Origin of the sequence: Nocardioides lianchengensis (genome assembly GCF_900101465.1) — a bacterium.
Taxonomy (GTDB): domain Bacteria; phylum Actinomycetota; class Actinomycetes; order Propionibacteriales; family Nocardioidaceae; genus Nocardioides; species Nocardioides lianchengensis.
On record NZ_FMZM01000003.1, the window covers coordinates 231,556 to 253,550 of the forward strand.

At 73.0% G+C, this 21,995-nt stretch carries 22 protein-coding genes; 6 read left to right on the plus strand and 16 right to left on the minus strand.

Annotation, left to right across the window (positions count from 1 at the left end; translation table 11 throughout):
• Positions 1-67: 67 nt before the first annotated feature.
• The 13 genes from BLT76_RS07025 to BLT76_RS07080 all read right to left on the minus strand — a co-directional run bounded on the left by BLT76_RS07025 (position 68) and on the right by BLT76_RS07080 (position 13,342).
• Positions 68-508 (minus strand): acyl-CoA thioesterase, encoded by a 441-nt coding sequence (locus tag BLT76_RS07025; RefSeq protein ID WP_090852876.1) that lies wholly within the window; start codon positions 506-508, stop codon positions 68-70.
• Positions 508-4,083 carry a chromosome segregation protein SMC gene (gene smc, locus BLT76_RS07030; RefSeq protein WP_090852879.1) on the minus strand — a complete coding sequence of 1,192 codons (3,576 nt, stop codon included), beginning with the start codon at positions 4,081-4,083 and terminating at the stop codon, positions 508-510. Before smc ends, BLT76_RS07025 begins: the two co-directional genes overlap by 1 nt.
• A gap of 87 nt (positions 4,084-4,170) precedes the next feature.
• Positions 4,171-4,638, minus strand: coding sequence for an MFS transporter (locus tag BLT76_RS26560; protein ID WP_280139631.1), 468 nt, complete (start codon positions 4,636-4,638; stop codon positions 4,171-4,173).
• Positions 4,556-5,428 (minus strand): MFS transporter, encoded by an 873-nt coding sequence (locus BLT76_RS26565; RefSeq protein ID WP_280139628.1) that lies wholly within the window; start codon positions 5,426-5,428, stop codon positions 4,556-4,558. Before BLT76_RS26565 ends, BLT76_RS26560 begins: the two co-directional genes overlap by 83 nt.
• 43 nt (positions 5,429-5,471) lie before the next feature.
• Positions 5,472-5,684, minus strand: coding sequence for a hypothetical protein (locus tag BLT76_RS07040; protein ID WP_090852883.1), 213 nt, complete (start codon positions 5,682-5,684; stop codon positions 5,472-5,474).
• Between the two features lie 133 nt (positions 5,685-5,817).
• Positions 5,818-6,705 (minus strand): bifunctional DNA-formamidopyrimidine glycosylase/DNA-(apurinic or apyrimidinic site) lyase, encoded by an 888-nt coding sequence (gene mutM, locus BLT76_RS07045; RefSeq protein ID WP_090852886.1) that lies wholly within the window; start codon positions 6,703-6,705, stop codon positions 5,818-5,820.
• The gene (gene rnc / locus BLT76_RS07050) at positions 6,705-7,571 is read right to left on the minus strand and encodes a ribonuclease III (RefSeq protein WP_211752770.1); all 867 of its coding nucleotides are present in this window, start codon (positions 7,569-7,571) and stop codon (positions 6,705-6,707) included. The genes mutM and rnc overlap by 1 nt, the downstream gene beginning before the upstream one ends.
• Positions 7,492-7,677, minus strand: coding sequence for a 50S ribosomal protein L32 (rpmF, locus tag BLT76_RS07055; RefSeq protein ID WP_085871165.1), 186 nt, complete (start codon positions 7,675-7,677; stop codon positions 7,492-7,494). Before rpmF ends, rnc begins: the two co-directional genes overlap by 80 nt.
• A gap of 42 nt (positions 7,678-7,719) precedes the next feature.
• Complete coding sequence (locus tag BLT76_RS07060) at positions 7,720-8,265, minus strand: YceD family protein (RefSeq protein WP_090853432.1); 546 nt, start codon at positions 8,263-8,265, stop codon at positions 7,720-7,722.
• Positions 8,266-8,359: 94 nt separating this feature from the next.
• Entirely contained in the window at positions 8,360-8,848 is a 489-nt protein-coding gene (gene coaD, locus BLT76_RS07065) for a pantetheine-phosphate adenylyltransferase (protein WP_090853435.1), read from the minus strand.
• A 5-nt stretch (positions 8,849-8,853) separates the two neighbouring features.
• Positions 8,854-9,438: a 16S rRNA (guanine(966)-N(2))-methyltransferase RsmD gene (gene rsmD, locus BLT76_RS07070; protein WP_090852889.1), complete on the minus strand. Its 585-nt coding sequence runs from the start codon at positions 9,436-9,438 to the stop codon at positions 8,854-8,856.
• Positions 9,435-11,684, minus strand: a complete 2,250-nt coding sequence (locus BLT76_RS07075) for an ATP-dependent DNA helicase RecG (RefSeq protein WP_090852892.1) — start codon at positions 11,682-11,684, stop codon at positions 9,435-9,437. Before BLT76_RS07075 ends, rsmD begins: the two co-directional genes overlap by 4 nt.
• Complete coding sequence (locus tag BLT76_RS07080; protein ID WP_090852895.1) at positions 11,681-13,342, minus strand: DAK2 domain-containing protein; 1,662 nt, start codon at positions 13,340-13,342, stop codon at positions 11,681-11,683. The genes BLT76_RS07075 and BLT76_RS07080 overlap by 4 nt, the downstream gene beginning before the upstream one ends.
• Positions 13,343-13,520: 178 nt before the next feature.
• On the opposite strand from BLT76_RS07080, the gene rpmB reads away from it, so the two are divergent.
• A complete protein-coding gene (gene rpmB / locus BLT76_RS07085; RefSeq protein ID WP_011756723.1) occupies positions 13,521-13,706 on the plus strand; it encodes a 50S ribosomal protein L28 in 186 nt (61 codons plus the stop codon).
• A 258-nt stretch (positions 13,707-13,964) separates the two neighbouring features.
• Here rpmB and BLT76_RS07090 read toward each other — a convergent pair whose 3' ends face one another.
• Entirely contained in the window at positions 13,965-14,915 is a 951-nt protein-coding gene (locus BLT76_RS07090) for a thiamine-phosphate kinase (protein WP_090852898.1), read from the minus strand.
• 113 nt (positions 14,916-15,028) lie between these two features.
• Between BLT76_RS07090 and BLT76_RS07095 the strand changes: the two genes are divergently transcribed.
• The 5 genes from BLT76_RS07095 to BLT76_RS07110 are packed head-to-tail and all read left to right on the plus strand — an operon-like array spanning position 15,029 to position 19,498.
• Positions 15,029-15,265: an Lrp/AsnC family transcriptional regulator gene (locus BLT76_RS07095; protein WP_090852901.1), complete on the plus strand. Its 237-nt coding sequence runs from the start codon at positions 15,029-15,031 to the stop codon at positions 15,263-15,265.
• Positions 15,266-15,778, plus strand: a complete 513-nt coding sequence (locus BLT76_RS07100; protein ID WP_090852904.1) for a DUF3515 family protein — start codon at positions 15,266-15,268, stop codon at positions 15,776-15,778. It begins immediately after the preceding gene.
• Between the two features lie 27 nt (positions 15,779-15,805).
• Entirely contained in the window at positions 15,806-16,765 is a 960-nt protein-coding gene (locus BLT76_RS07105) for a D-alanine--D-alanine ligase family protein (RefSeq protein ID WP_090852907.1), read from the plus strand.
• Between the two features lie 59 nt (positions 16,766-16,824).
• On the plus strand, positions 16,825-19,047 hold the full coding sequence (locus tag BLT76_RS25625) for a hypothetical protein (protein WP_170866967.1): 2,223 nt from the start codon (positions 16,825-16,827) through the stop codon (positions 19,045-19,047).
• Position 19,048: 1 nt separating this feature from the next.
• Positions 19,049-19,498, plus strand: coding sequence for a YbjN domain-containing protein (locus tag BLT76_RS07110; RefSeq protein WP_170866968.1), 450 nt, complete (start codon positions 19,049-19,051; stop codon positions 19,496-19,498).
• A gap of 8 nt (positions 19,499-19,506) precedes the next feature.
• Here the strand turns inward: BLT76_RS07110 and BLT76_RS07115 are convergent, their stop codons facing one another.
• Both BLT76_RS07115 and BLT76_RS07120 read right to left on the minus strand, forming a co-directional pair.
• The gene (locus tag BLT76_RS07115; RefSeq protein WP_090852913.1) at positions 19,507-20,607 is read right to left on the minus strand and encodes a D-alanine--D-alanine ligase family protein; all 1,101 of its coding nucleotides are present in this window, start codon (positions 20,605-20,607) and stop codon (positions 19,507-19,509) included.
• An 11-nt stretch (positions 20,608-20,618) separates the two neighbouring features.
• The gene (locus BLT76_RS07120) at positions 20,619-21,989 is read right to left on the minus strand and encodes a UDP-N-acetylmuramoyl-tripeptide--D-alanyl-D-alanine ligase (RefSeq protein ID WP_090853439.1); all 1,371 of its coding nucleotides are present in this window, start codon (positions 21,987-21,989) and stop codon (positions 20,619-20,621) included.
• Between the last annotated feature and the right edge of the window lie 6 nt (positions 21,990-21,995).

Sequence of the window (21,995 nt, forward strand, 5' to 3'; positions counted from 1 at the left end):
GGTGGTGGTGGGTCGCACGGTGCGATACCCCGACCTCCACCGTCGCACACGACCGGTGGGGGACAGCTCAGCCGCGCAGGAGCGGCTCGACTGCGGCCCGGATCACGTCGGGCAGCGGTGCGACAGGGCGGGCCGGGTCGGTGTTGTCGACGTACACGTGCACGAAGCGGCCCTCGGCGGCCGCCTCCTCGCCGTCGCCCTGGAACAGCCCGATCCGGTAGATGACGCTGGAGCGACCGACCCTGTCGACCACCAGGCCGGTCTCGATCGGTTCGGGGAACCCGATCTCGCGGAAGTAGCGGCACGAGGTCTCGGCGACCACCCCGATCTGCGGCAGGTGACGCACGTTGGTGCCGGTCGCCTCGAAGAGGAACGCGTTGACCGCCGTGTCGAAGAGCTCGTAGTAGGTCGCGTTGTTGAGGTGTCCGTAGGCGTCGTCGTCGCGCCAGCGGGTCGTGACGGTGCGCCAGGCGACGTAGTCGGCCCGGGTGGGGCGCTCCCCCGCCATCAGGCCGGCTCGACTTCGCGGAGCCGCTGGCTGATGACCGCGGAGACGCCGTCGCCGCGCATGGTCACGCCGTAGAGCGCGTCGCCGACCTCCATGGTCCGCTTCTGGTGGGTGATGACGAGCAGCTGGGAGTTCTCGCGCAGCTCCTCGTAGATCTCCAGCAGCCGACCCAGGTTGGTGTCGTCGAGTGCCGCCTCGACCTCGTCGAGGATGTAGAACGGCGAGGGCCGGGCCTTGAACAGCGCGACCAGGAAGCAGACAGCGACCAGGGACCGCTCACCACCCGACAGCAGCGAGAGGCGCTTGACCTTCTTGCCCGCGGGTCGGGCCTCGACCTCGATGCCGGTCGTGAGCATGTTGGCGGGGTCGGTCAGGACCAGGCGGCCCTCCCCGCCGGGGAAGAGCCGCGCGAAGGTCGCGTCGAACGCGCGCTCCACATCGGCGTACGCCTCGGTGAAGACCTGCTCGACCCGGCTGTCGACCTCCCGCACGATGTCGAGGAGGTCCTTGCGGGTGCGGCGGAGGTCCTCGAGCTGCTCGGTGAGGAACTTGTGGCGCTCCTCCATCGCGGAGAACTCCTCGAGCGCGAGCGGGTTGACCTTGCCGAGCATCGACAGCGCGCGCTCCGCGGACCGCAGGCGCTTTTGCTGCTCCTCGCGGACGTACGGCGTCGGCTGCGGCGGGTCCTCCCCCGCCTCGGCCTGCTCCGCCGTCTGCTCGGTGGCCGGCACCGGCTGGTCGGGCCCGTAGTCGGCCACCAGCCCGTCGGGGTCCATCCCGAGCTCGTCGAGCGCGCGCTCCTCGAGCTGCTCGATGCGCATCCGCTGCTGGGCCCGGGCCATCTCGTCGCGGTGCACCGAGCTGACCAGCTCGTCGTGCTCCTTGCCGAGCTCGCGGAGCCGGGTGCGGACGGCCAGCAGCTCCTGCTCACGACCCTGACGGGCCCGCTCGACCTCGGCCCGGGCGTCGGCCGCCCGGTCGACCGAGCCCTCCAACCGGTCCAGCACCACGGCGACGGCGGTCGCGACGGCCTCGGCCGCCCTGCCCTCGCGCAGCAGTCGCTCGCGGCGCTCACGGGCCCGAGCCCGGGACTCACGCTCGGCCTGGGCCGCCCGCCGCAGCGAGTCGGCCCGCCCGTGCAGGGCCCGCGCCCGCTCCTCCGCCGTGCGCAGGGCGAGCCGGGAGTCCATCTCGGTCTGCCGGGCGGTCCGGGCGGCCTCGACCAGGCGCTCCCGCTCGGCGGTGTCGGGCTCCTCCTCGGGAGCGTCCTCGGCGCTGGCGAGCCGGGCCTCCAGCTCGGCCAGACCGGCGACGGCCTGCTCGCGGGCCGCCTCGGCCTTCGCGATCGCCTGGGTGAGCCGGTCGGCCTCGCCCCGGGCGGCCCGAGCCTGCGAGCCGTACTGTCCGAGCTCCTCGGCGACCGCGGCCAGCGTGGCGTCCGACTCGTGCAGCTTGGCGAGCGCCACGTCGACGCGCTTCTGCGCCTCCAGCCGCTCCGCCTCCAACCGGCTGATCTCGAAGCCCAGGCGCTCCCCGGTGGCGACCGCCTCGGCGAGCGACGCGGACGCCTCGTCGACGGCAGCCTGGATCTCGATGAGGCTGGGCTGGTCGGAGGAGCCGCCGGACGCGAAGTGGGCGCCGATCACGTCGCCCTCGCGGGTCACGGCGATCAGGTCCGACGACTCGCGGACCAGGGCCTGGGCCGCGGTCAGGTCGTCGACGACGGCCACCTTGAAGAGCAGCCGAGCCAGCGCCGGCCGGAGCGCGTCGGGACAGTCCACCGCGTCGACGGCGTACGACGCGGTCGCGGGCAGGCCGGGCCAGTCCCGGTCGTCCAGCAGGCCGTCGGCCGGCCCCCCGCCCAGCAGCATCCCGGCGCGGCCGAGGGCGTCGCCCTTGAGGTGCTCGATGGCGACGAGTGCGGCGTCGGTGCCGGTGACCGCCACCGCGTCGGCCGCGGAGCCGAGCGCGGCCGCGACCGCGGTCTCGTAGCCGGTGCGCACGCTGAGCAGGGCGGCGACGGAGCCGAGCAGCCCCGAGACCTCGTCGGTGGCCGCCAGCAGCGCGCCGGCGCCGTCCTTGCGAGCCAGGCCCATCTCCAGCGCGTCCTTGCGGGCGGCGAGCGTCGAACGGTCCCGGTCGGCCTGACGGGCCTCGTCGTGGGCCTGGGCCAGGCGCTCCTCGAGGTCGTCGAGGGCCCCCACGGCGGCCTCGTGCTCGGCGTCGAGCCCCTCCTCGCCGGCGTCGAGGCCGGCCACCTTGGTCTCCAGCGAGGTGAAGTCGCGCTGGGCCCGGTCGGCGCGTGCGATGGCCTCCTCGCGGGCCAGGCCGAGTCGGCCGACCTCCTCGTCCGCCGCGGTGGCGCGCGAGCGGAGCGCGTTGACCTGGCCGTGCAGCCGGGCCAGGCCCTCGCGCCGGTCGGCGGCGGCGCGCTGCAGGCCGGCCACCCGGCGCTCTTCCTCGGCGGCGGCGTCCTCGGCGCCCTTGCGGGCCGTCACGGCCTGTTCGAGAGCGACCCGCTGGGCGTCGACCTCGGCCCCGATCCGCTGCTCCTGGGCCTGGACCTGCTCGGCCTGGGCATCGAGCTCGTCGGGGTCGCGGCCCGAGGTCACCTCGGTGTCGGTCGTGCCCGCGGCGTTGCGGACCCGCTCGGCGGCCAGCGACTGGGTGCCCCGGAGCCGCTCGCGCAGCCCGGACAGCGTGAACCAGGTGTCCTGCGCCTTCGACAGGGCCGGCAGGTCTTCACGCAGGGCCGCCTCGAGTGCGCTCTCACGCTCCCGGGCCTGGCCGGTCTCGTGCTCGACCTGCTCGCGCCGCTCGAGCAGCACCGACTCGTCGGCCATCTCCTGCTGCAGCGAGGTGCGCGCCGTGACCAGGTCGTCGGCGAGCAACCGGGCCCGGGCATCGCGGACGTCGGCCTGGACGGTCGCCGCGCGCCGGGCGACCTCGGCCTGCCGGCCGAGGGGCTTGAGCTGGCGCCGGATCTCCGTCAGCAGGTCGTTGAGCCGGGTCAGGTTGCCCTCGGTGGAGTCGAGCTTGCGGAGCGCCTTCTCCTTGCGCTTGCGGTGCTTCAGGACGCCTGCGGCCTCCTCGATGAAGCCGCGCCGGTCCTCGGGGGTGGCGTGCAGGATCGTGTCGAGCTGGCCCTGGCCGACGATGACGTGCATCTCGCGACCGATGCCGGAGTCGGAGAGCAGCTCCTGGACGTCGAGCAGCCGGCAGCCGTTGCCGTTGATGGCGTACTCGGACCCGCCGCTGCGGAACATCGTCCGCGTGATCGTGACCTCGGCGTACTCGATCGGCAGCGCGCCGTCGGAGTTGTCGATGGTCAGCACCACCTCCGCCCGACCCAGCGGGGGGCGGCCCGACGTACCGGCGAAGATGACGTCCTCCATCTTGCCGCCGCGCAGCGACTTGGCGCCCTGCTCGCCCATGACCCAGGCGAGGGCGTCGACGACGTTGGACTTGCCGGAGCCGTTGGGACCGACGATGCAGGTGATGCCCGGCTCGAGCTGGAGCGTCGTGGAGGAGGCGAAGGACTTGAACCCCTTCAGGGTCAGGCTCTTCAGGTACATCGTCGGGCTCCCTCACCGTGGGCGGTCGAGCGGACACGGAGGCTGCATCGTCGCAGCGCTGCGCGGGGGAAGCTCAGCGGGGCCACCCTATCCCGCGCTCTCCTCCACGACGGGCTGCGTCACGTCCTCGTGCGCGACGTGGCTCAGCTGCCGCCAGATCAGCACCACGAAGACCGCCGAGCCGGCGAAGGCGAACCAGAACGGGGCGGTCACGCCCCCGTGCTGGGCGAGCAGGCCGCCGAGGCCCGCACCGACCACCAGACCGCCGTACACCCCGACCAGGTTGACGCTGCCCACCCGACCCTGGAGTGCCGTGGGGACGGCGCGCTGGCGGATCGTGACCGAGGTGGTGCCCCAGACGAACGCGTGCGCGCCGAAGACGAAGAACACCGGCAGCGCGACGTACGGCGAGGTGGTCAGCGCCAGGGCGAGGTGGGTGAGCGTCTCGATCACCAGACCGATCCGCATCAGGTCACCGAGGCTGACGTGCCGGGTGAGCCAGCCGTAGACCGTGGTCCCGAGCAGCCCCCCGAGCGCGCCGACCGTCGTGACCAGGCCGAAGCCGACCTCGCCGAGCCCGAGTCGCTCGGGTGGCGTAGAGGACCAGCACCGACCAGGCCGCACCGAACGTGACGTTGAAGATCAGGATGGTCAGGACCAGGGTGCGCACGGCCGCGTGGTGCCGCACCCACCGGAACCCCTCGGCGATGTCGTGCCGGAGCCGGGTGTCGGGTGCGCCGTCCGACCGCGGGTGCGACACCGCCACCCGGGCCACCAGCACCGCGCCGAGGCCGACCAGGACCCCCTGGGCGACGAAGGGCGAGGCGCTTCCGGCTGCGAACAGGAACGCACCGAGCGGCGGACCGGCCAGCTGGTTGAGGGTGATGGTGCCGGTCGTGAGGCGCGCGTTGGCGATCGCCAGGTCGTCGCGGTCGACGAGCATCGGCAGCAGCGTCGAGGACGCGCTGTCGGCGAACACCTCGGCCGTCCCGAGCAGGAACAGCGCTCCGAGAACGACGGCGATCGACACCGCTCCCGTCGCGACCGCGAGGGCCAGGACGGCGAGCACCGCGCAGCGGGCCAGGTCGACCGCGACCACCAGCAGCCGGCGGTCGAGCCGGTCCGCGAGCGCCCCGGCGTACAGGCCGAGGAGCAGCGGGGGCAGCCACACCATGAGGGCCGCGAGCGCGACCAGTCCGGCCTCGTCGGTCTGCGACGCCACCAGGAGCGGACCGGCCGCGAGGCCGATCCCGTCGCCGAGGTTCGAGGTCCACGACGACGCCATCAGCCACCGGAAACCGGAGCCGAGGCGTTGCGGGGCGACCGTCTCGAGGATCCTGCTCACGAAGGCGGCACACTACGGCGCGGCCGAGAGCCGCGCACCGGGTTTACGCGGGCTGCATCTCCGGCAGCGCCGACGCGGTGTCGATCTCCAGCAGCTCGGCGGCGCGGGCCGCGACGAGCTTGTCGTTCTCCTCCGAGAGCTTGAGGACGAGTGCCTCGAGCTCACCCACACGCGCCCTCAGCCGGGCGTTGTCGGCAACCAGCCGGGTGGGGGTTCGCAGGTCGCTGTTCAGGTAGCCGATCAGCGCCTTGGCCATGGACAAGCCTTCCGATTCTTGGGGGGCGGCCCGCTCTGGCGGACCGTCTTCAAGAGTCCCACCACGAGCCGCTGGGGTCAATCTCGGAGCGCGGGGCCGGAGCCTGCGACGGCGCCGATCAGCGTCGAGGTCCTCAGTCCGCGACCGATGCCACCGCAGAGGTCGTCCGGCGACGCCGCGGGACCGGCTGGCAGACCGGGCAGAAGTACGACGACCGGTTCATGAACGCCACGCGGCGGATCGGCGCGCCGCACCGGTCGCAGGGCTCCTGCTCGCGGCCGTAGGCGTGCAGCGAGCGGTCGAAGTAGCCGGACTCGCCGTTGACGTTGACGTAGAGCGCGTCGAAGGAGGTGCCGCCCTGGCCGAGCGCGTCGGCCATCACCTCACGTGCGTGCCCGAGCAGCTCACGCACCTGGGCGGCGCTCAGCCGGTCACCCGACCGCTCGCCGTGGATCCGCGCGCGCCACAGGGCCTCGTCGGCGTAGATGTTTCCGACCCCGGAGATCAGGTTCTGGTCGAGCAGCTGGCGCTTCACGCCGGACCGGCGGCGGCGGACCCGGGCCACGAACTCGTCGTCGTCGAACTCGGGGTCCAGCGGGTCCCGCGCGATGTGCGCGATCTCCGGCGGCAGCTCCGCCCCGCCGGACGACACCGACAGGCCCCCGAACATCCGCTGGTCGACGAAGCGCAGCTCCCGACCCTCGGCGGCGCCGGCCAGGGCCAGCCGGACCCGAAGGTGCCGCTCGGCGGCCGCCTCGGGCGGCTGCACCAGCAGCTGTCCGCTCATGCCGAGGTGACCGAGGAGCGCGTCGCCGTTGTCGAGCGGGAGCCAGAGGTACTTCCCACGGCGCCGGGCGGCCTCGATACGCCGGCCTGCGAGCGCGGACGCGAAACCGGCCGGCCCCCGCGGATCGCGGCGGACCGGCCGTTGGTGAAGCACGTCGACGCGGGTGATCGTGGAGCCGAGGACGTGGCGCTCGAGGCCGGCCCGGACGACCTCGACCTCGGGGAGCTCGGGCACTACTCGTGCGGAGGGGACGCGGGCGCGGAGGCCGCGGCGTCCTCGGCCGCGCCCAGTGCCGGGTCGGTCACGCCCAGGGACGCGGCGATCTCGCCGTACGCCGTCTCGGCAGCGGCCTGCTCGGCCTCTTTCTTCGACCGACCCACGCCGTTGCCGTAGAGCCGGTCGGCGACCCGCACCTGAGCGGTGAAGGTCTTCATGTGGTCGGGGCCCTCGTCCTCGATGACGTACTCGGGCACCCCGAGGGAGTGCTCCGCCGCCAGCTCCTGGAGCGAGGTTTTCCAGTCGAGGCCCGCGCCCATGGCCGAGGCCGCGGTGATCAGCGGGTCGAAGAGCCGGTGCACCACGACCGCGGAGACCTCGAAGCCTCCACTCAGGTGGACCGCACCGATGACCGCCTCGACGGTGTCGGAGAGGATCGACGCCTTCATCCGGCCGCCGGTCGCCTCCTCGCCCCGCCCGAGCTTGACGTGCTCACCCAGCCCGATGGCCCGGCCGACGCCCGCCAGCGCGCGAGCGTTGACGACCGCCGCCCGCAGCTTCGCGAGCCGGCCCTCGGACAGGTCGGGGTGGGTGAGGTAGAGCGTCTCGGTGACGACGACCCCGAGGACCGAATCGCCCAGGAACTCCAGGCGCTCGTTCGTCGGCAGCCCGCCGTTCTCGTAGGCGTACGAGCGGTGGGTGAGGGCGCGCTCCAGCAGCTCGGGATCCAGAACGGGATCACCGAGCGCGCTGCGGAGCTCTGCGTAGGTGGTCAGCGGACCGGGCCGGACGCTCTGATGATGCTCAGAGGACCTGACGACGGTCGGCGCGAGCGCCGTACTGGCCGCAGGTGCCGCACGCGCGGTGCGGCAGGTGCTTGGCACCGCAGGCGGGGTTCGCGCAGGTCACCAGCGTCGGGGCGACGGCCTTCCAGGCCGAACGACGGTGACGCGTGTTGCTGCGCGACATCTTCCGCTTCGGGACAGCCACTGTTCTCTCCTCATCCGGGGCCGGAGGTCCGGCCCATTGGCACTACTCGTCGTCGTTCTTCAGCGCGGTCAGGCCCGCCCAACGCGGGTCGATCGGCGCCTCGTGCGTGTGATCGGGGTCGTCCGCGAGCCGGGCACCACACTCGGTGCACAGTCCGGGACAGTCCTCCTCGCACAGCGGCTGGAAGGGCAGTGCAAGCACCACCGCGTCCCGCAGCTGCGGCTCCAGGTCGACCAGGTCGTCCTGTAGCCGGCTCACATCGTCGTCCTCGTCGTGCGGGGTCTGGTGCTCGGGGTAGACGTACAGCTCCTGGAACGTGACCTCGACGTCGTCGGTGATCGGCTCCAGGCACCGTGCGCACTCGCCCTCGAGCCCGGCTCGCGCCGTGCCCGTGACCAGGACCCCCTCCATGACCGCCTCGAGGCGCAGGTCAAGCTCGACCGGCGCACCCTCAGGGACAAGGAGGACTTCGATGCCCAGATCTGCGGGTGCCGGAACCGTCAGCGTCACCTCACGCTGGGACCCCGGGCGGCGGCCGAGCTCGCGGGTGTCGAGCACGAGCGGCGCTCTCGGGTCCAGGCTGGTCAGGGGATCACTTCCGGGTCCGGGCACATACAGATCGTCGGGAATGCTATCCGCCCGACGGACCACCGACCAAACCAGCGCCTCGGGAGCCGAGGGGTCACGAGCCCTGGCGCTCGGCCAGCCGGGTCGTGAGCCGGGTGTGGACGAACCCGGGCACCAGCGACGAGACGTCGCCCCCGAAGGAGGCGACCTCCTTGACGAGGCTGGAGGCCAGGAAGGAGTACTCGGGACTGGTCGGCACGAACACCGTCTCGACGTCGGTCAGCGAGGCGTTCATCTGGGCCATCTGCAGCTCGTAGTCGAAGTCGGACACGGCGCGCAGACCCTTGACGATCGCGTGGATGCCCCGCTCCTCGCAGAAGGCCGTGAGCAGTCCGGTGAATCCCGCCACCGTGACGTTGGCGAAGCCCGCGCAGGCCTGCGACAGCATGTCCATCCGCTCGTCCGGGCTGAACAGCCGGTTCTTGGAGGCGTTGACCCCCACGGCGACCACGACCTCGTCGAAGAGCGTCGCGGCCCGCTCGATGATGTCGATGTGCCCGTTGGTGACCGGGTCGAAGGACCCGGGGCAGACGGCTCGGCGCACGTTGCTCACTCCTCTGCGGGCTCGTCGGGATCGGCGGCGTGACCGTACCAAAGCACGGTCTCGCCGTAGGGCCGCCGTCGGTCGAGCTCGATCCCCTCGGGCCAGTCCGGCTCAGGGCTGCGGACCGAGCGCTCCACGACGACCAGCGCGCCGGGCACCAGCCAGGCCTGGTCGACCAGGGCCCGCAGGTCGGCGGCGACGCTGGCGTCGTCGAGGGGGTACGGCGGGTCGAGGAACACCACGTCGTACGGCGCCGTCGGGGTCCGGCCCAGCGTGGCGGCGACCGTGGCGGCCACCACCTCGGCCCGGGCGAACCCCAGCGTGCGGGCGTTGGCCGCCACCAGGGCGGCCGTGCGGCGGTCGGACTCGACCAGGGTCACGACGCCGGCCCCGCGGGACCACGCCTCCAGGCCGACCGCCCCCGACCCGGCGTAGAGGTCGAGGACCCGGAGGCCGCTGAGCGTGCCGCACCAGGACTCGATCGACGAGAACAGGGCCTCGCGCACCCGGTCGCTGGTCGGACGGGTCGCGGCACCGCTGGGGGTCTGGAGGCGGCGCCCGCCCGCGCGGCCCCCGATGATCCGGGTCACGACTTGTCCAGGAACTCGGAGCGGGCCGAGGCCTCGAGCCGTGCCACCTCGGCAGCCAGCAGCGGCGCCTCGGCGAGCTCGGGGTCGGCGTCGAGCAGGGCGTTCGCCGCCTCGCGGGCGGCGACGATGGTCTTCTCGTCGCGCAGCACGCGCAGGCTCTGCAGGCTGGAGCGGAAGCCGGACTGGTTGGCGCCCAGGACGTCGCCCTCGCGACGCTGCTCGAGGTCGACGCGGCTGAGCTCGAACCCGTCGGTCGTCGCGGCCACGGCGTCGAGCCGCTCGCGGGCGGGGGTGCCGGCGTCGGCGCGGGTGACCAGCAGGCACAGACCGGGGTGGCCACCGCGACCGACCCGGCCCCGGAGCTGGTGGAGCTGGGAGACGCCGAACCGGTCGGCGTCGAGGAGAACCATCGCGGTCGCGTTGGCCACGTCGACGCCGACCTCGATCACGGTCGTCGAGACCAGCACGTCGATCTCGCCCGCGGCGAAGGAGCGCATCGTCTGGTCCTTGACGTCGGGCGCGAGCCGGCCGTGCAGGACGGCGACCCGCAGTCCCTGCAGGGCCCCGTCGGCCAGGCTGGTGGCCATCTCCTCGACCGCGGCCAGCGCACCGGCCGGCGCCCGCGCCTTGCCCTGCTCGTCGAGGTCGATCTGGTCCTGCTCCCCCGCCTCGGGCTCGTCGCCGCTGATCCGGGGGCACACGACGTAGGCCTGGTGGCCCTTGGCCACCTCCTCGCGCACCCGCTCCCACACCCGGTTGACCCACGAGGGGTGGTCGGCGAGCGGGACGACGGTCGACTGGATCGGCGCCCGTCCGGCCGGGAGCTCGGTGAGCACCGAGGTCTCCAGGTCACCGAACACGGTCATCGCCACGGTCCGCGGGATCGGGGTCGCGGTCATCACCAGCACGTGGGGCGGCGTCCCGGCCTTGTCCGTGAGGGCCGCGCGCTGCTCCACGCCGAAGCGGTGCTGCTCGTCGACGACGACCATCCCGAGGTCGGCGAACTGGACCTTGTCCTCCAGCAGTGCGTGGGTGCCGATGACCAGGCCCGCCTCGCCGCTGGCCAGCCGGCTCATCGGGGCCGTGCGCTGCGTCTTGGTCATCGACCCGGTGAGCAGCTCGACGGCCGTGGCGTCCGCCGATCCGCCGAGCATCCCGCCGGCCGCCAGATCACCGAGCATCGCGGTGATCGAGCGGTGGTGCTGCTGGGCCAGCACCTCCGTCGGCGCCAGCAGCGCGGCCTGGCCGCCGGAGTCGACCACCCGCAGCATCGCGCGCAGCGCGACCAGGGTCTTTCCGGAACCGACCTCGCCCTGGAGGAGCCGGTTCATCGGGTGGTCCTGCGCCAGGTCGGCCTCGATCTCGGCACCGACGGCGACCTGTCCGGCGGTCAGCTCGAACGGCAGTCTCCCGTCGAACGCGGCCAGCAGTCCCCCACCGCCGGTCCGGGCCCGAGCGCCCTGGGCCCGCAGGGCCCGACGCCGGCGGCCGAGCACCAGCTGGGTGACCAGGGCCTCCTCGAACCGGTAGCGCTTCTGCGCCGCTCCCACCTGGCCGTAGTCGTCGGGCGCGTGCACCCAGTTGAGGGCGGTGCGGGCCTCGACCAGGTCGTAGCGCTCGCGCAGCTCGAGCGGCAGCAGCTCCGGAGCGTCGTCGAGGACGGTGCGGGCGAACCTGATCGCCCGTACGAGGTCCCACGACTCCACGCCCTTGGTGAGCGGGTAGACCGGGAACAGGGCGGGGATGTCGGCCTCGGACTCGGCGCCACCGAGGCCGTCCTCCGGACCCTCGACGCCGTCCTCGTCGACCCCGAACAGCGTGAGCTGCGGGTTGGTGAGCTGCCAGCTGCCCTGGAACGAGCCGACCTGGCCCACGAAGAGGCCACGCCGTCCGACCGGGAGCCGCTTCGCGTGCCACGCCGCCACGCCCTTGTTCTTGGCGAAGAAGGACATCCGCAGGGACGGCCCGTCGGTGCCGAGCAGGGCGTCGAGGCGGTACGCCGTCTGGCCGGTGCGCCGGTCGCGGTAGGTGTTGATGTCGCTCTTGGTGATCTGGCCGACGACCGTCAGCACCTGCCCGACCTCGAGGTCGTCGACCTGGGTGAGCTCGCCCGTCTTGATGTAGCGGCGCGGCAGGTGGCGCAACAGGTCGCCGACCGTCTCGAGGCCGAGTCCCTTGATGACCAGGTCGCGCTTCTTGGTCTCGGTGCCGAAGACGGTCGCGATCGGCGAGTCGGGGCCGATCACTCGACCGACACCAGCAGCGGGTAGCGCTCCTGACCGCCGTCGTAGACCACGACGTCGACCGCCGGGTGGCGCTCCTCGACGTAGCCGGCCACGCGGGTGGCCAGGGAGCCCTCGGCGTCCTCCTCGCCGGCGACCAGGGTCACCAGCTCGCCGCCGCCCCCCAGCAGCCGGTCGACGACGTCGATCGCGACGGCGTACTGACCGGAGCCGACGACCGCGAAGTCGCCGGCGACGACGCCGAGCACGTCGCCGACCTCGCAGGGGCCGGCCATGGTCATCGCCTGGCGCGCCGCGACCGTCACCGCCCCGTGGCGGGCGTGGCGGGCGGTCGCCGTCATCTCGAGGACGTCCTGGTCGAAGCTGCGCCCGGGCTCGTGGACGGCCATCGCCGCCAGGCCCTGGACCTGGGCCTGGGTGGGGATCACCGCGACCCGGACCGCACCATCGGCGTCGGCCTCGGCCGTCGAGGCCGCGATCTGGGCGACCCGCACCGAGTCCTGGTCGTTGGGCAGCAGCACCACCTCGCTGGCCCCGCAGCCGGTCACCGCCTCCAGGATCTGGCCGGTGGAGGGGCGCCGTCCCGGCCCGCCGGACACCACCACCGCTCCGGCCTCCTCGAAGAGCCGGGTCAGGCCCGGCCCGGCCGCGACGGCGACGATCCGTCGACCCGACCGTGGCTCCGGACGGGTCCGCGCCGCGGCGACCTGCTCGGCGAAGTGGGTGACCCGGACGCGGTGCGGACGTCCGGCCTCGATGCCGGCCTCGATGGCCGCTCCGACGTCGTCGACGTGCACGTGCACGTTCCAGAGCCCGTCGCCACCGACCACGACCAGGGAGTCGCCGAGCGCGGCCAGGCGCTCGCGGAGCACCGGAACGTCGTCGTCGGCGGCGTCGAGGAGGTACATCACCTCGTAGGAGGGACCGTCCGGGCTCAGGTCGGGCTCCCCGCCGAGCGGTACGGGCACCGGGATCGTGTGTCGTCCGATCGGGCTGGTGACCGGCACCGGGCGTCGGCCGGTGAGCACGGTCTCGGCCGCGTCGAGGACGACGCTCAGGCCCCGCCCGCCCGCGTCGACGACGCCGGCGTCCGCCAGCACCGCGAGCTGCTCGGGGGTGCGGGCGAGCGCCTCGCGCGCCGCCTGCGCCGCCGCCGTGAACACGTCGCGGGCTCGGGCGCCGGGGTCCTTGGCGACCGCCAGCGCCGCGTCGGACGCAGCTCGCGAGACCGTCAGCATCGTGCCCTCCACCGGCGTGCCGACGGCGGCGTAGCTGGCGTCGGTCGACTGTTGGAGGGCCTCGGCCATCACCACCGCGTTCCGCTCGTCGGGCCGTGCGTGGGCGAGGCGGCGGGAGATCGCCCCCAGCATCTCGCTCAGGATGACCCCGGAGTTGCCGCGGGCGCCGAGCAGGGCACCGCGGCTGAGCCGAGCCAGAGCGGTCGCCACGTCGGTGCCCGGGTCGGCGTCGACGACCTCCCGGATCGCGTCGCGGGCAGCCGAGACCGTGAGGTACATGTTGGTGCCGGTGTCGCCGTCCGGCACCGGGTAGACGTTCAGAGCGTCGATCTCCTCACGCGCGCCCGCCAGGGCGTCCGTCGCGATGTCGACGAACCGCAGCACCACGGAGAGCTGCACACCACCGCTGCGGGGGACCTCCATCCGCCGTCCTCTCCTGCTCGCTCGGACTCCGACCGGGTGAAGGTTAGTCGCCGTCGCCGACAGGGCGCGTGGACCGCCTCGCCCGATTTTCTCATCCCCCTGACCGTCGGATACGCTGGTGCGGTTGCCCGCTCGCCGGGCCCCACAATCCACAACCTCGATCCATCAGGAGTTCACGGTGGCTGCCGTCTGCGACATCTGCGCCAAGAAGCCGGGCTTCGGCAACAACCGACCCTGGTCGCGCAAGATCACGAAGCGTCGCTTCGACCCCAACATCCAGCGCGTCCGGGCGACCGTCAACGGTACGCCCAAGCGTCTCAACGTGTGCACCGGCTGCCTGAAGGCCGGCAAGGTCACCCGCTGACCACAGCTTCATCCGGAGAGGCCCCGACCGTTCGCGGTCGGGGCCTCTCCGCGTTCGTGGAGTAGCGAGGGTCGCTGCCCCCTCGATCGTCTCGCGGGAGCCGTAGCCCCCTCGTGGGTCGAGTCGCGAGCGCCAGCGAGCGTATCGAGACCCAGGATCACGGCCTCGATACGCCCGCCGCGGCTTCGTTCCTCAGCCGCGGGGCTACTCGGACCTGGCGCGTGCCCCCTCGCCCTCGCGGGCTCGGGCGAGGCGCGCTCAGAAGTGCGTCCAGCCGGTGGGGCCGTCGTACGGCGCGCCGTCGACGGTGACGCCCTCCCCCTCGGCGACGGCGCCGATGACGCTCCACCCGTCGGGGACGGCGGAGGGGTGCGGGAACGTCGCCAGCAGGGCGTGGTCGTCGCCACCACCGAGGATGAAGCTCATCGGGTCCGCGCCGACCGCGGCGCCCACCGCGACCAGGGGCTCGGGCACCTCGAAGGCGCCCGTCGTCACGTTGATGGCCACGCCGGAGGCGTCGGCCAGGTGTCCGGCCTCGGCGAGCAGCCCGTCGGAGACGTCGATCATCGAGGTCGCCCCCGCCTCGGCACCGACCCGCCCCGCGGCGTACGGCGGCGCCGGACGCCGGTAGGCCTCGACGAGCGCGCGCGGCGAGCGGAAGCCCCGACCCAGCACCGCGAGACCGCCGGCCGCCCAGCCCTGACGGCCGGTGAGGGCGAGAACGTCGCCCGGGCGGGCCCCCGAGCGCAGCACCGGCGACTCGGTCACCGCGCCGAGCACGGTCACCGCGATCACCACCTGGTCGGCCCGGGTCAGGTCGCCGCCGACCACGCTGGCGCCGACCAGCGCGCACTCCTCGGCGAAGCCGGCCGCGAACTCCAGCACCCAGGCGACCGGCAGGTCGGCCGGGGCGGCCAGCCCGACGGTCAGGGAGGTCGCCTGCCCGCCCATCGCGTTGATGTCGGACAGGTTCTGGGCGGCGGCGCGGTGGCCGACGTCGGACGCGCTGGCCCAGTCCCGGCGGAAGTGCCGACCCTCGACCATCAGGTCCGTCGAGACCACCACGTGGCCGGTCCGCACCCGCAGCACGGCGGCGTCGTCGCCGGGACCGACGAGCACGTGCTCGCCCTGCGGGAAGTGCCGGACGATCTCGCTGATGAGCCCGAACTCGCCGGCGTCGGCCAGGGTCGCGTCGGAAGGGAGCGCCATGCCCCCATCCCACCAGAGGCGTCTATGACCACCAGCACCGGACGGGGTAGGTTGACCCTCGGTCACCAGCCCGTCACACACGGGCGCCCCCAGTCCGAACAGGGAGAACCACGATGGTCGTCCAGGCGTACATCCTGATCCAGACCGACGTCGGCAAGGCCGCCGAGGTCGCGACCGCGATCGCCCAGGTCAAGGGCGTCACGCTCGCCGAGGACGTCACCGGGCCGTACGACGTCATCGTGCGGGCCGAGGCGCGCAACGTCGACGAGCTCGGCAAGCTGGTCGTCGCGAAGGTGCAGACCCTCGACGGCATCACCCGAACGCTGACCTGCCCGGTCGTGCACATCTGAGTGCCCACCACCAGCAGTCGACGACGCCCCTGGTCCCGCGGGACCAGGGGCGTCGTCGCGTGCGCGGCCGTCGTCCTGTCCCTGCTGACCGGCTGCGGTCCGGTCGAGCTGGCCACCCCTGACCTCGACGCCGCCGACGCCGCGACCTGCGCGGCGCTGGTCGACGACCTGCCCGCCACCCTCGCCGGCGAGAAGCGGGTGGAGTCCGAGCCCGCCGACGCCCCCGGCGCGGCGTACGGCGACCCGGCGATCGTGGTCGCCTGCGGCGCCCCGGCGCCCGAGGACTTCCGGGTCACCGGCGACTGCATCCTGGTCAACGACGTCGGCTGGTTCGTGCCCCCCGAGCAGGACCAGGACAACGAGGCGGACCTGGTACTGACCACCGGCGGCTACGAACCCCGGCTGCAGGTCTCCGTACCCGCCGACTACCGACCCGAGGGCAGCGCCTCGGTGATGGCCGAGCTCGCCCCGCTGGTGGCCGCCCATCTCGACCTGGTCGAGCGCTGCGTCTGAGGCCTTGCCGTGTGGGAGCCTGAACCCATGACGACCGACGAGCTCGCCGGACCCGTGGCCGTGATCGCCGGCGGCCTGAGCCACGAGCGTGACGTGTCGCTGGCCAGCGGCCGCAACCTGGTCCGCGAGCTGCGGGCCCGCGGCGTCGAGGCGAGCGCCTACGACTTCGACCGTCAGCTGCTGCACAGCCTCCAGCGCGACAAGGTGGTGGCGGCCTTCCCGGCCCTGCACGGCCAGTTCGGCGAGGACGGCGAGATCCAGACGCTCCTCGAGTTGATCGACCTTCCCTACGTCGGCTCCAGCAGCCGCGCCTGCAAGGTGGCGTGGGACAAAGGCGCCGCCCGCGAGCTGCTGCACCGGGCGGGCATCCCCGTCCCGGACAGCGTCGGCCTCTCGGCGACGACCTTCCGCGACATCGGGGCGACCGCCCTGATGGAGCACGTCATGCACCGCCTCGGCCACCGGGTCGTGGTCAAGCCGGCCCGGGGCGGGAGCGCCCTCGGCGTCACGGGCGTAGACGGGCTGGGCGCGTTGCCGTCGGCCCTGGTCGAGACCTACGCCTACTGCGAGGATGCCCTCGTCGAGCGGTTCTACGACGGCGTCGACGTCAGCGTGGTCTGCCACGAGACCCCCGACGGCCTCACCTCCCTCCTCCCCGTCGCGGTCGAGTACGAGCGGGGCCACGAGTTCGACTTCAGCGCCCGCTACACCGCGGAGTACGTGTCGCTGCTGACGCCCGACCTGCCTGACGAGCTGACGACCCGGCTCGGCGAGGTGGCCCGCGAGGCCCACCGCGTGCTCGGCCTCGACGACCTGTCACGCTCCGACTTCCTCGTCTCCCCCGACGGCACCTTCGTACTGCTCGAGACGGCCATCACGCCCGGCACCACCGAGACGTCGGTGCTGCCGTTCGCCTGCACCGCCAGCGGGACCTCGCTCGGCGAGGTCGCCCACGGCCTGGTCCGCCGGGCGGTCGACCGCGGCTGAGCGCCCCTGATCTGCGGAACCCCAGCGGGGAGCGTTCCGGTGTCCTAGGGTTCTTGACCGTGACGTCCTCAGCCCGGGCCACGCGCGATCGCGGGCACGCCCGCCGCAAGCGCACCGACGAGACCGACTCCCCCACCGTCGAGGCGGCCGCCCCGTCGTCACCGGTGCCCATGCCGCTCAACAGGATCTCCCGGACCCCGCTCGAGGGCGCGCACGACCACCAGGAGTCGACCGGCACGGCCTTCGAGGTACGCCGTGCCCCGGAGCCGACCATCCACCGGTTCTTCGGCCTGTTCGGCAGCACCGCCGTCGGCAACCTGCGCGAGGGAGAGATCGGCTCGGACGACGAGGCCGTCCCGCTGGAGTTCATCGACCTGGCCGACACCCTCCAGGCCGTCCCCCAGCTCAAGGACGCCGAGGGGCTGAAGTTCGACGGCAAGGCCTTCGACAAGGCCGAGACCTTCGCGGGCACCGAGGCCATGAAGGGCTTCGGCGGCACGATGAGCGTGCTCGGCGGCGCCAAGGAGATGCTCGGCGGCGCGCTGGAGGCCAAGGACTCCGTCGAGAACCTGTGGCACGCCTACCAGAAGTACGACTTCGGGCTCGGGGACGGCGCCCGCGGTGACTCGATCGGGAAGAACCTCGGAGCCGTCCAGATGGAGTCGGCGGCGACCTCGCTGCTGACCGGTGGCCTGGGCGTCACCTCCGGCGGCAGCTCCTTGGCGGGCATGTCGGACCTGGCCGGCGAGCAGATCCCGTTCCTCGACGTCGCCGTCAACGGCGTCCAGGGCACGATCAAGGCCAAGAAGGCCATCGAGGACAGCGTCGCCTCGGGCAAGCTCGGACGCCAGCGCACCCACATCAAGCGCGAGCAGGACACGTTCCTGCCCGAGGACGTGCGTGGTGAGCGCTTCGGCGAGTTCGTCACCGCGCTGAAGACCGGCGGCAAGGTCAAGGGCAGCGACCGGAAGCGGTGGCACGAGTTCCACGTCGCCTGGGTGGCGCACGCCAGCGGCCTGACCGGCGGAACGTACGACGTGTCGGCCCCGGACCCCGACGCCGCCAAGGCCAAGAAGAAGCCCGTCGCCACGCCCCCGGGCGGCGGGGGGACCGGCGCCCCGGCCATCGAGTTCAACCCCCTCACGACCACGTGGTCCGACGCCACGCAGCACGCGGCCGAGAAGAAGGCCTTCCTGGAGTTCCTCCGGACCACCGGCAAGAAGGACTTCGGCTACGGCACCAAGCTCCGCACCAAGTACGAGGACGGCCTCAAGTCCGGCGGCACGCGCGCGGAGGGCTCGCAGGACTACGAGCAGATGCGCGACCTCGGCAAGGTGGCCAGCTTCGGCCAGCGGCGCAAGGCGGAGACCGCGACCATCAACTCCGTCGAGGCGGTCGGGCACTTCGCCGACGCCGCCGGGACCTTCACCGCCGGCGGCGACATGGGCGCGACCAAGGCCACCGGCAAGGCCATCAAGGCGACCTCTGCGCTCTACAAGAGCCTGAAGACGCTGGTCAAGCGCGGACGTCGCGTGCACAAGCTGCGCGAGGCCAAGAACGAGATGGAGTACGGCGGGAAGGGCGACCGCGGCGTGCTGTGGGGCGCCAAGCAGTTCTTCTTCGGCAACGTCGACAGCCAGCAGAAGAAGGCGCGCGGGGCGCTCAACGCCGCGGTGAGCGCGCCCGAGCGGGCCGAGAAGGCGCACCAGGACGCCCTCGTCGCGTGGCAGACGCGGAAGGACGCCTACGACGCCTACGTCGAGGAGCTCGCGGACTACGACGAGGGCAAGCGGCTCATCATGGACCTGATGAGCATCGACGAGACGGAGTTCGAGCGCCGTTTCCCGCCCGGCCCCGTCAAGGTGGACGACCCCGGCACGGCCCCGGTGAAGGGAGCCGCTCCGACCACCGGCAGGAAGGAGGGCGTCGCCAACGCCAAGACTGCGAAGGTGATGACCGCGGAGCAGGCCAAGCCGCTGATCAAGAAGCTCACCATCCAGTGCAAGCGCAAGGTCGACGACCTGATCACCTGCCTGCTCAGCGACAACGAGACGGTTCGGCTCCGGGCCCGTGAGATCCTGCACATCGTCGCGGAGAACAACCTCGCGGGAGCGATCGCGAAGATCGACGACCAGGACCTGGAGATCCTCTACAAGGTGGCCAAGCAGATGCGGACCGATCCGTCGTACAAGAGCAACGCCCAGCACGTTGCGGAGTTCAAGCGCCGCAAGTCGGCCATCAAGGAGATCGTCACCGGTCAGCTCTCGGGCGTGGGTGGCTGAGGTGGCGCTCCTGGAGCGGGTCGTCGCCATCCTCGAGGGCCTGGAGTGGGTCGTCGAGCTGGACGACGAGCACCCCGGCGGCATGCTGCTCGAGCCCTCGGACGGCGAGGCGCCGTGGCCCTTCGTGGCCGAGGTCGACCCGGACGAGCCGCAGGTCGCGTTCTACAGCCTGCTGCCCGACGAGGTGCCCGAGGACCGGCGCGAGGCCGTCGCGGCCGTGCTGACCGAAGCCAACTACGGGCTCGTGGTCGGCTCGTTCGAGATCGACCTGAGCGACGGCGACGTCCGGTTCCGGACCTCGCTCGACCTCGGCCGCGCCGAGGTCGACGACGCCGTCCTCGCGGCCCTGGTGTCGCCGCTGGTCGCCCGCAACCTGGCCGCCATGGACCAGTGGATCGACGGTCTGCAGGCCGTCGCCGGAGGCGCGGACCCGGCGGACGTGCTGGGCTGACGGCGCGCTCAGCGCAGGCCGGTCGGGCGCTCCAGCGCGAGCTGGATCAGCTCGTCGATCAGCTCGGGGTAGGACAGCCCGGTCGCCTCCCACATCTGGGGGTACATCGAGATCGGCGTGAAGCCGGGCATCGTGTTGATCTCGTTGAGGACGACCTCGCCGTCGGGCGTCACGAAGACGTCGACCCGGGAGAGCCCCTCGCCGTCGATCGCCTCGAAGGCCCGTACGGCGATCTCGCGCACCCGCTCGCTGACGTCGGCGGGCAGGTCGGCCGGGGCCTCGGTGCGCGCCTGGGAGTCGCTGAGGTACTTGGCCTCGAAGTCGTAGAAGGTCGCCGCGTCGTGGTCCACGACGATCTCGCCGGGCACCGAGGCCCGGGGGGCGCCCCCGTCGCGCCCGCCGAGGACGGCGCACTCGATCTCACGGCCCTCGAGGCCCTGCTCCACGAGCACCTTCGGGTCGTGGTAGCGGGCCGCCTCGATCGCCTCCGCCAGCCCGGTCAGGTCGTCGACGCGGGTCACGCCGAGCGAGGAGCCGGCACGGGCCGGCTTCACGAACACCGGGAACCGCAGCCGCTCCTGGACCTCCCGGACCACCTCGGCCTGGCGCTGCTCCCAGTCACGGGGGCGGACGACGACGTACGGGCCGACGGGCAGGCCGTGGCCGGCGAAGACCAGCTTCATGTAGTGCTTGTCCATCCCGACCGCAGAGGCCAGCACGCCCGCGCCGACGTAGCGGACGCCGGCCAGCTCGAGCAGGCCCTGGATGGTGCCGTCCTCGCCGTACGGGCCGTGCAGGAGGGGGAAGACGACGTCGACCTCGCCGACCTCGGCCAGCCCGGCCACCTCCCGCCCGGACTCGCGGGTGACCTCCGGGAGCCGCCCGGACGCCAGCTCGTAGCGGGACGCGTCGCCCGACGCGATCACCCACGCACCCTCGCGGGTGATGCCGACGGGCAGGACGTCGTACTTCTCCGGGTCGATGGCCCGCATCACGCCCGCGGCGGTGGCCGCGGAGATGGCGTGCTCCCCCGAGCGGCCGCCGAAGACCAGGGCCACCCGGACCCTGCGGGTCGGCTCGGCGGGGCTGTCGTGGTTCGGCTCGGACATGTCCGGGGACCTTACTGGAGCGCGGCCGCGACCTCGTCCAGGCGCGCGCCGCGCGACGCCTTGACGAGAACAACGTCACCCTCGCCGACGTGGGCGCGCAGCCAGGCGACCGCAGCCTCGTTGTCCGGAACGAACGTGCTGCGGTCCCCCGCGCCGTCCGCCGTGGCCCGCGCCGCCTCGCCGACGACCAGGACGACGTCGACGCCACGGTCGACGGCGTACGCGCCGATCACCGCGTGCTCGGCGTCGCTGGTCGGGCCCATCTCGCGCATCTCGCCCAGCACCGCGACGGTCCGGCGGACCTCGGGGTCGGCGCCGATCGTGGCGAGCGCGTCGAGTGCCGCCCGCATCGACTCGGGGTTGGCGTTGTAGGAGTCGTTCAGGACGACGATCCCCGACGGCAGCTCGTGCAGCTCCATGCGCCACTGCGAGAGAGTCGTGACGGCGTCGAGCGCCGCGCCGACCTGCGGCAGGCTGAGCCCGACGGCCAGGGCGGCGGCTGCGGCGGCTGCGGCGTTGAGGGCCTGGTGTCCACCGACCACCTGGAGCGTCACCGGGACCCGGTCCTGGGCGCTCGCGAGCACGAACGACGGGCGCCCGAGCCGGTCGAGGACCAGCTCCTCGACCCGGACGTCCGCGGCCCGCTCCTGCCCGAACGTCGTCACCGCGGCCCGGGTGCGTGCGGTCATCGCGAGGACCCGGTCGTCGTCGGCGTTGAGCACCGCCGTGCCGTCCTCGGGCAGGCACTCGACCAGCTCCCCCTTCGCCTCGGCGATGGCCTCCCGCGACCCGAACTCCCCCAGGTGGGCATGGCCGACGTTGAGGACGACCCCGACGTCCGGGGTCACCAGGGCGGTCAGCTCGGCGATGTGGCCGGTGCCGCGGGCGCCCAGCTCCAGGACCAGGAAGCGGGTCGACGGCTCGACCCGCAGCGCCGTGAGCGGCATCCCCAGCTCGTTGTTGAACGAGCCCCGGGTCGCCACGGTCGGCGCGACCTGGTCGAGCACGGCCCCGAGGAGGTCCTTGGTCGACGTCTTGCCCTGCGAGCCCGTGAGGCCGACGACCGTCAGGCCGCCGGCGCGCCGTACCCGGGCGACGACGTGGGCCGCGAGTCGCTGCAGCGCCTGCTGGGTGTCGGCGACGACCACCGTCGGGAGATCGGTACGACGGCTGCCGAGCACGGCGACCGCCCCCGCCGCGGCGGCCTGGGCGGCGTGCTCGTGGCCGTCCACCCGCTCGCCGACGAACGCGACGAAGAGGCTGCCGGGACCCGCCTCGCGGCCGTCGATGACCACCGGACCGTCGACCACGACCCCGGTGTCCCCGCCCACCACCTCACCGTCGACGACGGCGGCGATCTCGGCCAGGGTCAGGGCGATCATGGCGGC

What these genes read in the sequence shown, in the direction of transcription:
- BLT76_RS07040 (WP_090852883.1), bottom strand. Translation starts at nt 5,684, where the DNA reads ATGGCCAAGGCGCTGATCGGCTACCTGAACAGCGACCTGCGAACCCCC.
- BLT76_RS07080 (WP_090852895.1), bottom strand. Translation starts at nt 13,342, where the DNA reads ATGGAGGTCCCCCGCAGCGGTGGTGTGCAGCTCTCCGTGGTGCTGCGG.
- BLT76_RS07115 (WP_090852913.1), bottom strand. Translation starts at nt 20,607, where the DNA reads ATGTCCGAGCCGAACCACGACAGCCCCGCCGAGCCGACCCGCAGGGTC.
- smc (WP_090852879.1), bottom strand. Translation starts at nt 4,083, where the DNA reads ATGTACCTGAAGAGCCTGACCCTGAAGGGGTTCAAGTCCTTCGCCTCC.
- BLT76_RS07025 (WP_090852876.1), bottom strand. Translation starts at nt 508, where the DNA reads ATGGCGGGGGAGCGCCCCACCCGGGCCGACTACGTCGCCTGGCGCACC.
- BLT76_RS07095 (WP_090852901.1), top strand. Translation starts at nt 15,029, where the DNA reads ATGGTCGTCCAGGCGTACATCCTGATCCAGACCGACGTCGGCAAGGCC.
- BLT76_RS07090 (WP_090852898.1), bottom strand. Translation starts at nt 14,915, where the DNA reads ATGGCGCTCCCTTCCGACGCGACCCTGGCCGACGCCGGCGAGTTCGGG.
- BLT76_RS07120 (WP_090853439.1), bottom strand. Translation starts at nt 21,989, where the DNA reads ATGATCGCCCTGACCCTGGCCGAGATCGCCGCCGTCGTCGACGGTGAG.
- BLT76_RS07105 (WP_090852907.1), top strand. Translation starts at nt 15,806, where the DNA reads ATGACGACCGACGAGCTCGCCGGACCCGTGGCCGTGATCGCCGGCGGC.